General features: G+C 60.6%; 11 protein-coding genes. 5 read left to right on the top strand and 6 right to left on the bottom strand.

The window, feature by feature from the left end:
- Positions 1 to 83 precede the first annotated feature (83 nt).
- Together FHX05_RS07565 and FHX05_RS07570 are read left to right on the top strand one after the other, a co-directional pair.
- Positions 84 to 569, top strand: coding sequence for a CYTH domain-containing protein (locus FHX05_RS07565; protein WP_112602881.1), 486 nt, complete (start codon positions 84 to 86; stop codon positions 567 to 569).
- The gene (locus FHX05_RS07570; RefSeq protein WP_183871128.1) at positions 547 to 1458 is read left to right on the top strand and encodes a CHAD domain-containing protein; all 912 of its coding nucleotides are present in this window, start codon (positions 547 to 549) and stop codon (positions 1456 to 1458) included. The genes FHX05_RS07565 and FHX05_RS07570 overlap by 23 nt, the downstream gene beginning before the upstream one ends.
- A gap of 55 nt (positions 1459 to 1513) precedes the next feature.
- On the opposite strand, the gene FHX05_RS07575 is transcribed toward FHX05_RS07570, so the two are convergent.
- Positions 1514 to 3028, bottom strand: coding sequence for an FAD-dependent oxidoreductase (locus tag FHX05_RS07575; protein ID WP_183871129.1), 1515 nt, complete (start codon positions 3026 to 3028; stop codon positions 1514 to 1516).
- 49 nt (positions 3029 to 3077) lie between these two features.
- Here FHX05_RS07575 and FHX05_RS07580 point away from each other — a divergent pair, with 49 nt between their 5' ends.
- Positions 3078 to 3563, top strand: a complete 486-nt coding sequence (locus tag FHX05_RS07580) for a MarR family winged helix-turn-helix transcriptional regulator (protein WP_183871130.1) — start codon at positions 3078 to 3080, stop codon at positions 3561 to 3563.
- A gap of 122 nt (positions 3564 to 3685) precedes the next feature.
- Positions 3686 to 4627: a rhodanese-related sulfurtransferase gene (locus FHX05_RS07585; protein ID WP_183871131.1), complete on the top strand. Its 942-nt coding sequence runs from the start codon at positions 3686 to 3688 to the stop codon at positions 4625 to 4627.
- Between the two features lie 67 nt (positions 4628 to 4694).
- On the opposite strand, the gene FHX05_RS07590 is transcribed toward FHX05_RS07585, so the two are convergent.
- From FHX05_RS07590 to FHX05_RS07600, 3 genes are all read right to left on the bottom strand, one after another.
- Positions 4695 to 6905, bottom strand: a complete 2211-nt coding sequence (locus FHX05_RS07590; protein WP_183871132.1) for an EAL domain-containing protein — start codon at positions 6903 to 6905, stop codon at positions 4695 to 4697.
- Positions 6906 to 7015: 110 nt separating this feature from the next.
- Positions 7016 to 7564, bottom strand: coding sequence for an NADPH-dependent FMN reductase (locus FHX05_RS07595; protein ID WP_112602891.1), 549 nt, complete (start codon positions 7562 to 7564; stop codon positions 7016 to 7018).
- A gap of 71 nt (positions 7565 to 7635) precedes the next feature.
- Positions 7636 to 9009 (bottom strand): GH1 family beta-glucosidase, encoded by a 1374-nt coding sequence (locus tag FHX05_RS07600; RefSeq protein WP_112602893.1) that lies wholly within the window; start codon positions 9007 to 9009, stop codon positions 7636 to 7638.
- Positions 9010 to 9266: 257 nt separating this feature from the next.
- Between FHX05_RS07600 and FHX05_RS07605 the strand changes: the two genes are divergently transcribed.
- Positions 9267 to 9671 (top strand): DoxX family protein, encoded by a 405-nt coding sequence (locus tag FHX05_RS07605; RefSeq protein ID WP_183871133.1) that lies wholly within the window; start codon positions 9267 to 9269, stop codon positions 9669 to 9671.
- Between the two features lie 46 nt (positions 9672 to 9717).
- Here the strand turns inward: FHX05_RS07605 and FHX05_RS07610 are convergent, their stop codons facing one another.
- Both FHX05_RS07610 and FHX05_RS07615 read right to left on the bottom strand, forming a co-directional pair.
- On the bottom strand, positions 9718 to 10905 hold the full coding sequence (locus tag FHX05_RS07610) for a Gfo/Idh/MocA family oxidoreductase (protein ID WP_183871134.1): 1188 nt from the start codon (positions 10903 to 10905) through the stop codon (positions 9718 to 9720).
- 203 nt (positions 10906 to 11108) lie between these two features.
- On the bottom strand, positions 11109 to 12161 hold the full coding sequence (locus tag FHX05_RS07615) for a sugar phosphate isomerase/epimerase (protein ID WP_112343252.1): 1053 nt from the start codon (positions 12159 to 12161) through the stop codon (positions 11109 to 11111).
- Positions 12162 to 12203: the final 42 nt, after the last annotated feature.

A 12203-nucleotide genomic window follows, 5' to 3' on the forward strand; every position in this document is an offset into this window, starting at 1 on the left:
CTCGCTTTAAATACGACGGGTAGGAAATTGCGGCAACTTGCTATAGTCTGTCTCAATCTGTGCCGGTGGAGCATGTCAAACGCATGGCAAAAGAGATCGAGCGAAAGTTTCTGGTGCGCGCCGATCATTGGCGGGATTCCGTTTCGGAGCGGCTGATCCTGCGACAGGGATATATTGCCTCCATGGCGGACCGTTCCGTGCGCATACGGCTGACGAACGACACCAAGGCAACCTTGACGATCAAGATCGGCAAGGCAATGACCAGGGACGAATTCGAATATGAGATCCCCGTCGACGATGCGGAGGAATTGCTGGAAACGGCGATCGGCCTCGTCATCGAGAAAACCCGCCACAAGGTGCAGTTCAAGGGCTTTACCTGGGAAGTGGATGTCTTCCGCGGCGCCCATCGCGGCCTCGTCATTGCCGAAGTGGAAATGGACGACGAAAGCGACAATCCGGAACTGCCGGACTGGATCGGACGTGAGGTGACAGGCGAATACCGCTATTCCAACCAGGCCCTCGCGACGCAGTTCGAGCAGGAGTACGATGAGCTATCGCATACGGCCTGACCGAGCCCTTGATGACGAGGTGCACAAAGCAGCCGCGCATCAACTCGGCAAAGCAATGGCCGTATTGACGGACAGGCCGCAGGGCCTGCACGAAGCGGTTCACGCCGCCCGCAAGAACATCAAGCGCGTGCGGGCGCTCTACCGGTTGGTAGCTCCCGTCGCGCGCGAATTTCAGCTGCGGGAAAATGACCGGCTTCGGAATGTAGCGCTCACACTTTCCGGGGTGCGCGACGCAACCGCGTTGATCGAGATCAGCCATTATCTTCAAGCAACCGCTGCATCGGCGGAGGAACTGCATGCGCTGGCTCGCGTGAGCGATCTGCTGATCGCGAGACGCGACCGTATGGCGGAAGCCGAAACAGATCTCGAAGACAAGGCACGAGCAGCAGTCGCCACATGTGCGGAGGCACGTGAGGCGTTGAAGGAAATATCCTTCAACTGCGGCCGCCGTGACACGGCGCGTCTTTTTCAGAAAAGTTGGCGCAAGAATGTCCGCAAGGCGATAGAGGCGCTGTCCGCATGCCATGCGGAAGCGGCGCACGTCGAGAGCTTTCATGATCTGCGCAAACGCAGCCAGGACTACTGGATGCATCACATGTTGCTGCGCGATGTCTGGCCAGCCGCCATGCATGCCAAGCAACTGGAGGCCAAGGCCTTGGTCGACGTGCTCGGCCGCTATCTCGACATGTCAATATTGGCCGATGTCGCGGACCGCGAGCCGCATCTCTTCGACAGGAGCGACGATCACGCCCGCCTGCTGGAAGCGATCATTTCCCGGCAGCAGACCGCGCGTGAGGAGACGCTGGACCGAGCCCGCTGGGTCTTCGCCGACAAGCCGGGAAACGAGGCGCGGACTATCAAGCACCTTTGGCTGGAGGCGGCGGACTAACGGGGCCACGCCCCCGGCTCAGGCAGTTCAATCGGCATGGCCCCCAGCCGTTCCTTTAGGCACGCCACGCATCCGCCGAACCAAGCCCCACTTGCGCGAGATAGCCTTCCAGCATCGCGATGTCGTCGGCCGCAGCGATCGCGCCGATATATCCGTCCGGCCGCACAAGCGCCCATTCGCCGGAGGAGAGCGCGTAGATGTCGCGAAGATAGCCCTCGGCGTCGACCATATCGCCTGACGAGCCGAAAGTATGAATATGCAGGCCCGCGCGCGGCGGCACCGATCCCCGCTGCACCCCGTAGCCGAGCAATGTCCAATGCGCGCCTTGGAATAGATCGAACAGCCGTTTCGGCTGGCCGGCAACGCCGCGGATTGGCGCGTCCGGGGCTCGGTCGCCGGCGGACAGGCGACCGCTGCGCCCGAGCGTTTCGAGAGCGAGCGAGGACGAAGGATAACCTATATCGAGCTGACGCACCTCGCGACCACGCCGCATATTGCCCTGTTTCTGGTCATCGAGAAGCTTTGTCGACAGACCGAGCATCGCTGCCGCGATGGGCTGACGCTCCTCTTCATAGCTGTCGAGCAGCTTATCGTCGGCTCCGTTGGCGGCCGCAGCCAGCTTCCATCCGAGATTATAGGCATCCTGCACGCTGGTATTGAGACCCTGGCCGCCGGTCGGTGGATGAATATGGGCGGCATCACCGATGAGAAACACGCGACCGACACGGTATCGATCGGCCAGACGCGCATTCATGTTGTAGGCCGACGACCACGACACGGATTGGATGTGGATATCGTCGCGCCTGGTGCGCTCCGCCACCATGGCTTCGAGCCCTTCGGCAGAGAGGTCGATATCACCGTCAAGAGGGATCGGCCCCTGTATCTGGAACATCTCGGTCCCGGCGAGCGGGCAGAACATGATCTGCCGCGACATGTCGCCGTCGTCGAAGCGATGCCAGGCATCGCGCGTGAGACCGGTCAAAATGACATCGGCCACGATCGCACGGACGCCGAGGGTCTTGCCCGGAAAGTCGATATCGAGGGCATGGCGAACGAAACTGCGGCCGCCATCGGCGCCGACGAGCCAGTGCACGCGGAGAGTTTCCTCTCCAGCCTTGCCCGCGAGACGCGCCGTCACGCCGCTTGGGTCCTGCTCGAAACCAACCAGTTCGCAGCCGAATTGCGGCCTATGGCCGAGCTCGAGCAACCTCTCGCGCATCACCTTTTCGGTCAGGAATTGCGGTATCATCAGCGGCAGATGATAAGGTTCTGCCGGTGTGGGGTCCTCATGCTCGGTGATGTCGGACTCGGTAAAACTGCCGTCGTCGCGATATCGCCGCTCGGGTGGATAGAGGCCGCCGGCCGCGACGACCCGGTCGAGAATACCGAGATCCTCGAAGATTTCCTGCGTTCGCGGCTGAATACCCTTGCCGCGCGAACCACGGAAAGGCCCGTCCATCTTTTCGATCAGACGGAAGGAAATTCCTCTCCTTGCCAAATCGATGGCCAGCGCCAGGCCGGCCGCACCCGCACCGCAAATCAGCACATCTGCTGCAAATTGCTCTGTCATTTCCATCTCCATATGTGTAATATGCACATATTAAAAGAAGGGCGATACGGTGTCAACAAAAAGCTTGCAAAATACACATATCAGCGGTCAGCTACGCGAACTCCATAGCGCGCTGGTCGAAATCGTTGGCGTCATGAACCGGCCACAGCGCGATGAGGCGATGATCAAGGAGGCGGGTATCTCCCTCGACCGCGCACTGTTTTCCCTGTTGGTTTTGGTGGAACGGCTCGGCCCCATCGGCATTGTCGAACTGGCCGATCGCGTCGGGCGCGACTACACCACCGTCAGCCGCCAGGTTGCGAAGATGGAGGGACTCGGACTGATCAGCCGGCAGGAGAACGCGATCGACCGCCGCCTGCGCGAAGCCGTCATCACCGAACAGGGCAAGGCGATGACCGATCGCATCGATGAGGCGCGCGAGAGGATCGCCCGGTCCATTTTCGCCAAATGGGATGACCAGGATATCGAGGACCTTGTGCGGCTCATGCGCAGGTTTGCCGACGACATCAAGGATGATATGCCGCCTGCACGATAAGCTCATCTTGAAATGCCTTCCTTTGACGTCGTATGTGACACCGATCGGGCAGAATGGCGAAGGTGCGGGCTGCGGCGCAAATCCCGATTGCCTGAAAGCTCACAAAATTGTATTTCAGCGGCATGACCGACATGCTTCCAGATCCGCGGCGCGACGCGACCGGCGTATTCCTCGTTGCCGCGCTTTATCATTTCGTTTCCTTTCAGCGCTTCGAAAGCCTGCGCGAGCCGCTGCTTGCGCTCTGCGAGGAAACGGGCGTCAAGGGCACGCTGCTGCTGGCACATGAAGGGATCAACGGCACGATTGCCGGCACGGATGCCGCCATCGGCGCCGTGCTCGCCTTCCTGCGCGCCCAGCCGGAATTTGCCGGCCTCGAACACAAGGAAAGCCGCGCGTCGAAAATGCCGTTCGTGCGCATGAAGGTGAAACTGAAGAAAGAGATCGTCACTATGGGCGTCGAGGATATCGACCCCACCAGGGTCGTCGGCACCTATGTCGCGCCGAAGGACTGGAACGCGCTGATCTCCGACCCCGACACCATCGTCATCGATACGCGCAACGACTATGAGACTGCCATCGGCGTCTTCAAGGGCGCGGTCGACCCGAAGACCAAGACCTTCCGCGAGTTTCCGGAATGGGTGCGCGACAATACCGGCCTGCACAACAAGCCGAAAATCGCCATGTACTGCACCGGCGGCATTCGCTGCGAGAAGGCAACCGCCTTCATGAAACAGCAGGGCTTTGACGAGGTCTATCACCTCAAGGGCGGCATCCTGAAATATCTCGAGGAAGTGCCGGCAGAAGAGAGCCTATGGGAAGGCGCCTGCTTCGTCTTCGACGAGCGTGTCTCCGTCGAACATGGCCTGAAGGAGGGCAATCACAAGCTCTGCCACGCCTGCCGCAATCCCATCACGGCTGAGGAAGTGACCTCCCCCTTTTACGAGGCCGGCGTCTCCTGCAGCCATTGCTATCATGAGCGCAGCGAAGAGGATCGCGAGCGTTACCGCGAAAGGCAGCGCCAGATCGCGCTCGCTCGCAAGCGCGGCCACGAGCATATCGGCTAAAGCATTTTCGGAGGAACTGTGCTGCGGCCTTCCCCTCCCTGGGGAATGCGCCAGGGCTCCACGCGTATCAGGCAGCGGCGTGTTCTTCGTCCGGCGCGGTTGCCATCTGTACCGCAAGCCGCCTGCTGATCTCGGCTTCCGGCATCGGCTTGCCGTAGAAATAGCCCTGCAGCTCGTCGCAACCGAAGCCCGCAAGCGCCCTTCCCTGCTCCTCGGTTTCTATCCCTTCGGCCGTGACGGGAATGTCGAGTGACCGGGCCAGCGCCACGGTCGCCTTCACCATCTCGCGGGCGCGGTTGTCTTCCAGCACATTCATCGTCAGCGAGCGATCGATCTTGATGCGGTCGAACCCGAACTGGCGCAGATAGCCGATGGAGGAGAAACCCGATCCGAAGTCGTCGAGCGCCACCTTGACGCCGAGCCTCTTCAACCGCTCGATCGACTGACGGGTACGCTCGGGATTTTGAATGATATAGCCTTCAGTGATTTCCAGCGTCACACGCTCGGCTTCGATTTCAGTACTGTTAAGCACGCTGCGGACATAATCGGCGAAGGCGGGATTGCGGAACTGGCCGGGCGAAACGTTGACGGCGATACGCAGATCCGGCCAGTGCCTTGCCGCCTCGCAGGCCTTGCGCAGGACGAGCAGGCCCAATGCCTCGATCAGGCCGCTGGTTTCGGCAATCGGAATGAAGGCCTCTGGCGAAATCGGCCCGTGGCCGGGACGGTTCCACCGCACCAGCGCCTCGACGCCGATCATCTCGCAGCTCGATGCATCGACCAGCGGCTGATAGGCGAGCGTCAGTTCCTCCAATTCGATCGCGCGACGCAGATCGAGCTCCAGCGCGTTGCGTTCCTCGCGATGGGCATCCATGGCGGTGTCGTAGCAGGTCATGCGAGCACGACCGGCTTCCTTGGCCTTGTACATGGCAAGATCGGCACGCCGCACCAGTTCCTCACGGTCGATACGGCCTTCGGGCGAGCTTGCGATGCCGATGCTGGCACCGACGACCACCACGCGACGGCCGATTTCCAGCGGTTCGGCAAGGAAATCCAGGATCTGCTCTGCCAACCGCAAAGCCGGAGCGTCATTGAGTTCCTTTGCCGGGAAGGCGATGGCGAACTCATCGCCACCAAGGCGCGCCAAGGCTGCCTGCGGCGGCACGAGCACCTTGAGCCCGGCGGCCACCGCGCGGATCAGCTGATCGCCGGTGCCATGCCCATAGGCGTCGTTGATTTCCTTGAAACCATCGAGATCGAGGTAGAGAAGCAGGACATTGGTACCATCGGAGCGCGCCCGCTCGACCAGGCGATCCACATCGAGCCGCAATCCCTCGCGGTTGAGGAGCCCGCTCAGCCGATCGCGAAGAGAAACCTGGCGCGCCTGAACCTCTTCCGCCCGCAGCCGGCGCCCCGCCATCAATCCCAGGATCAAAAGCACGATGAAGAATAGACCCACCAGACCGAGCGCTCCGAGAACCAGCGGGCGGACCTGCTGATAGCTCATGTCCCCCGGCTGGCGCGAACTCCACACCAGCCGCCCCAGCGACTTGCCGAGCGGATCGACGATGGAGACGGCATAGCGGGCCACGGTTTCCGGCGGCACCAGCCTCAACCCGCTGATGACATAGGTATTCGAGAGCATCTTGATCCGGTCGGCATCGAGGTAGCGGACGAGGATCAGATAGCGCCGATGCCCTTCTGGCACCGGAATGCGACCGGATCTTTCGCGGATCGTCGCGGCACCGGCCACCGCGATACCATCCCGGGTCATGATATAGCTCGAGGCTTCCGGCACCCCGGTCACACGTGTCGCGCGCGCCTGATCGACGAGCGCCCAGACCGCGGTGCCAAGGACCTCGTCTATATTGCCAGTCAATGGTTCACCGTCATGATAAGCAACGATCGGCTTGTTGTTGTCGTCGACGATGACGGCAGTGTCGAACAGCGCACCATTGGAGGAAATGTCGCCGTAATTGCCGGCGATCCAGCCTTGATTGTCGGTTCCGTAAATGCTTCGCACCGCGTCATTGCGGGCGGAATGGTCGTGCAACGTCGCTTCCAGTTGTCCCTGAAAAGTCTTCAGTGCACCGACGGTCGTCTCCCAGGAGCGCTCGTCATCCAGCTTATTGGAATAATCGGCGACGCGGCCGATCGCGGTAAGAACCATCAAGGTCACGACGGCAACGATCAATGCAAAGCAAACCAAAACGGCCGTCACGATGGAATGACGACCGATCTGTGTATTTTTGCGCAATGACCTGAAAGCTGCTCCCAACGCCTTTTCTCCTTGGCGAATAAGTCTGCCGTCAGGTCTTCAATAAACGGTTAAGGCGAATTGGAGATTCCTACAGGAAATAGTTGTAGATCTGCCGAAACCGGAAGAATTCATGCCTTCGTGGCAATCGCCTGCGCGAAACGGCGGAGACTTGCGGATAAGAGGCCGCTTTCGCGCACTTCCAGCAGCATTGCGGCCTGTATCTCATCGCTCTTGCCAGCAACCGGGAGACGCAAGAAGGCGTCTTCAACGATATGCAGCGACATGGTCTGCAAGACATCGGTGAGCTGTGCCAATACGAGATCGCCGCGATGCGACGCGTGAGCAAACATCAGCGGCTTGAACGGCACCTCGTCCCGCGACACCAGCCAGTCCAGCGCGTTCTTGAAGCCGCCGGGTATGCCATGGGCATATTCCGGACAAGCGACGATCAAACCGTCTGCCTTGCGGATCTCGGCCGCAAATCTCTGAACGATAACTGGAGTTCGCTCACCCTCATTATCCGGATTGAAGACCGGCAAGTCGCCGATCAGATCGCAAATCGCTATGGTGATGCCTTCGGGGCAGGCGAGCTGCAGCGCCTCCAGCAGCCTGCGGTTGGCTGAGGCCCGCCGCTGGCTGCCGCAAAGCGCATAAAGAAAAATCGGCCGCTGAGTCATACATGCTGTCTATCAGGCCTCGCCGATTCGGGCGACAGACACCTTCCCCTTGAGAGCGAGGCCGAACCGCGTCAGACCGCTTTGTGGTTGCCCTTCGGAAACTGCGAGGCAAGCTCCCTGTACCACTTGCCGCTCTTCTTGATCGTGCGCACCTGTGTCTCGTAATCGACATGGACGAGGCCGAAACGCATACGGTAGCCCTCGGCCCATTCGAAATTGTCCATGAGGCTCCAGGCGAAATAGCCGCGCATCGGATAGCCGTCCTTGATGAGATCGGCGACGACGCCGAGATGTTCCATATAATAATCGAGACGCGGCTGGTCATCGATCTCGCCGTCGACGACGCCCATGTTGTAGCAGGCACCGTTTTCGGTGATGTAGCACTCCGGCAGCTCGTAGCGCTTGTTGAGGTCCTCGACGACATGCTTCAGGCCGGGCGAATAAACCTCCCAGCCGATATCCGTCCTTACGTCACTGACCGGCGGCGCTTCCTTCGTCCAGGGGAAATCGCCACTCTTGGAGGCGTCATCGGAGACGCGCATCGGCATATAATAGTTCAAACCCCACCAATCGAGCTTCTGGTTGATGGTCTTGAGATCGCCGTCCTCGATGACAGGCATGCGATCGCCGAGCGCCTCGACGAACTCCTTCGGATACTCGCCCTTGAAGATCGGATCGAAGAAGGCGCCGTTGTGGAACTGATGCGCACGCTCGACCGCGGCCCGATCTTCCGGACGATCGGAGCCCGGCAGGATCGAAGCGGCATTGAGCACGATGCCGACAGGCACCTTCGGCGCCACGGAGCGGATCGCCTCGACGCCGAGACCATGCGCAAGGTTCATATAATGCATGGCGTAAAGGGCGGCCTGCATGTTGCGCTCGCCCGGCGCATGAACGCCATAAAGATGGCTCAGCCAGACGATGCACCAGGGCTCGTTGAAGGTGGCGACAGAGTCCAGACGATCGCCAAGGCGGGCCATGACGGTCTTGGCATAACGCTGGAAGGCATGCGCCGTCGAGCGTGCAGTCCAGCCGCCATCGCCGGCAAGCGCCAGCGGCAGATCCCAATGGTAGAGCGTCGCAAAGGTCTTGATCCCTCGCGCCTTGCAGCCGTCGACCAGACGATCGTAGAAATCGAGGCCTGCTTCATTCACCGGGCCAATGCCTTCGGGAATGATGCGCGGCCAGGCGATCGAGAAGCGATAGGCCTCGACGCCCATATCCTTGATCATATCGAGATCCTGCTCCAGGCGGTTATAGTGATCGCAAGCGACATCGCCATTATCGCGCTGATAGACGCGGCCGGGCATGTTGGCGAAGGCATCCCATATGGATGGCTTGCGGCCATCGGCCTTGGTGGCGCCTTCGATCTGGAAAGCGGCGGTGGCAACACCGAATGTGAAATCGCCGGGGAAGCGATCAGCAAGAAGCTTCGGATCGATCATGATGAAAATCCCGTCTATTTTGGCTTCGTTGGCTGCGGTTTAACCAAGCGGCATGACAAAGTACAGAGTCGGCGCCGGAAAACTGCAACGTTGCAGGCGCCGATAAACAAGTCGGCGAAAGGCGCCTGAAAGAATTTCGTCGGCGGCGGCAACACTCTTCGCACGGCTTGATAACAGCAATGTCAACAGTCGTGACTTGTCTTTCGACTTTGGATCAATTGAGGGTAGCATCCAAACTTGACGACGAAAGGACACAAATGCTTCCTGCGATCCACGCCCTCCACCCTCATCTGCTGAGCCTGCTGCGCATCGTCGCCTCGCTTGTGCTCTTCAGCTATGGAACACAGAAAGTGCTGCATTTCCCGGCGGCCGAAAATGTGCCCGCCGTTGGATCGCTGCCGTGGATCGCCGGCCTGCTCGAACTCACCCTCGGCTTCCTCGTCCTGATCGGCTTCAAGACGCGGATTGCTTCGTTCATCCTGTCAGGCCTGATGGCCTTCGCCTATTTCCTTCGCCACGCGCCGCAAAGCTTCTACCCCGCACAAAACGGCGGCACCGCTGCCATCCTCTTCTGCTTCATCTTCCTGTTTCTCGCCAGCGCCGGCGGCGGCCCGCTGAGCGTCGATGCACTGACGAAGCGCCAGCAGCAAGCTGCGGCCTGAACAAGCAGGTCCGAGGCGGTTCACCGCCTCGGACCTCACGTAAAGCTTAGAGCTTGACCCAGGCGCCGTTGCGCTTGGACGAGGCGACACAAGCCTCGACGAAAGCCACGCCCTTCACGCCGTCATCGACGGTCGGATAGATCACAGCCGGATCGACCGCCACGCCCTTCTTGGCCGCATTGATGGCGCGCGCAGCCTCGGTATAGATGGTCGCGAAAGCTTCCAGATAACCTTCCGGATGGCCCGAAGGGATGCGCGAGACGCGCGCCGCTGCGGCACCGGAGCCGGCACCGTTGCGGGTGATCAGCCGCTTCGGCTCGCCGAACGGCGTGTACCACAGATAGTTCGGATCGGCCTGCGTCCACTCGATGCCGCCCTTGGTGCCGTAGACGCGGAGCTTCAAACCGTTCTCATGTCCGGGCGCCACCTGGCTGCACCAGAGCATGCCCTTCGCCGGCTTTTCCTTGCCCTTTGCCTTGAAGCGCAGCAGTACATGGCCGTTATCGTCGAGACGACGTCCCTCGACGAAGCTGTCGAGATCGGCGGCAAGACTGTCAAGCTCCAGGCCGGTGACGAAGGAAGCGAGGTTATAGGCATGGGTGCCGATATCGCCCGTTGAGCCGCCGACGCCGGATTGGGCCGGGTCGGTACGCCAGGCGGCCTGCTTCTGGCCGGACTGCTCGATATTTTCCGTCAGCCAATCCTGCGGATATTCCGCCTGCACGACACGGATATCGCCGAGCTCGCCATTCTCGATCATCTCGCGCGCCTGGCGGATCATCGGATAGCCGGTGTAGTTATGCGTGAGGATGAAGAGCGCCCCGCTTTCATCAGCCACCTTCTTCAGCTTCTTGGCGTCGGCAAGATTGGAGGTCAGCGGCTTGTCGCAGATGACATGGATACCGCGCCGCAGGAATTCCTTGGCGGCGTCGTAGTGGACATGATTCGGCGTGACGATTGAAACCGCTTCGATGCCGTTCTTCAGCTTGGCTTCCCGGATCGCCATGTCGCGGTAGCTGGAATAGGTGCGCGAGGGATCGAGACCGAGATCGCGGCCGGATGCCACGGCCTTTTCCGGCGAAGACGAGAGCGCACCGGCAACAAGATCGAACTGATCGTCAATACGTGCCGCAATGCGATGTACCGCGCCGATGAATGCGCCGGCGCCACCGCCCACCATGCCGAGCCGGATGCGCGGCTCCCGCGTCTGTTCCGATGATCCTTCGATTGCCATTTTGTCCTCCTGAGAATGGAATTGTTTGAACGCGATTGCCTGCCGCAATCGTCCCCTCTCCCCGCCTGCGGGGAGAGGGCTAGGAGCAAGCTCTGAATTGGCGGAAATATAGAGAAGGCCCCTCATCCGTCCTCAAACGATTTCGCTCCGCTCAATCGTTTAAGTCCACCTTCTCCCCGCACTTGCGGGGCGAAGGATTCGGATTACAGCCCCAGCATGCGCCGGTTTGCCGCCTGGTCCGTACCGCTGCCGGCGAAATCGTCGAAGGCCTTTTCCGTGACGCGGATGATGTGCGCCTTGACGAATTCGGAGCCTTCGCGGGCGCCGTCTTCGGGATGCTTCAACGCGCATTCCCATTCGACCACAGCCCAGCCGTCGAAATTGTTGGCGGTCATCTTCGAGAAGACGGCGCCGAAATCGACCTGGCCGTCGCCGAGCGAACGGAAGCGGCCGGCCCGCTCGACCCAGCCCTGGTAGCCGCCATAGACACCCTGGCGGCCGGTCGGATTGAACTCCGCATCCTTGACGTGGAACATCTTGATGCGGTCCTTGTAGATATCGATGTTCTCGAGATAATCGAGGCACTGCAGGACATAGTGCGAGGGATCGTAGAGCATGTTGGCGCGCGGATGGTTCTTCACGCGCTCCAGGAACATCTCGAAGGTGATGCCGTCGTGCAGGTCTTCGCCCGGATGGATCTCGTAGCAGACGTCGACGCCATTTTCGTCGGCATGGTTGAGGATCGGCGTCCAGCGGCGGGCAAGTTCTTCGAAAGCGGTCTCGACGAGGCCGGCCGGGCGCTGCGGCCAGGGATAGATGAAGGGCCAGGCGAGCGCGCCTGAGAAAGTCGCGTGCGCCTTGATGCCGAGATGCTTCGACGCCGTCAGCGCCATCTTCACCTGCTCGACGGCCCATTCCTGCCGCGCCTTCGGATTCCCACGCACTTCCGGCGCCGCAAAACCGTCGAAGGCTTCGTCATAGGCCGGATGCACGGCGACGAGCTGGCCCTGAAGATGGGTGGAAAGCTCGGTGACTTCGACGCCGTTGGCGCGGGCGACACCGGCGAATTCATCGCAATAATCCTTCGAGGAGGCTGCCTTCTTCAAGTCGATGAGCTGGCTTGCCCAGGTCGGAACCTGCACGCCGATATAGCCGGCGTCGGCAGCCCATTTCGTGATCGAATCCCACGAGTTGAACGGTGCCGCATCGCCGGCGAACTGACCGAGAAACAGGCCTGGTCCCTTGATCGTCTTCATCTGTAATTCCTCCCTAATCGCGTTCTGTAAACGTTTCCGATG

The sequence above is a fragment of the Rhizobium sp. BK491 genome (genome assembly GCF_014194925.1).
GTDB lineage: Bacteria > Pseudomonadota > Alphaproteobacteria > Rhizobiales > Rhizobiaceae > Rhizobium.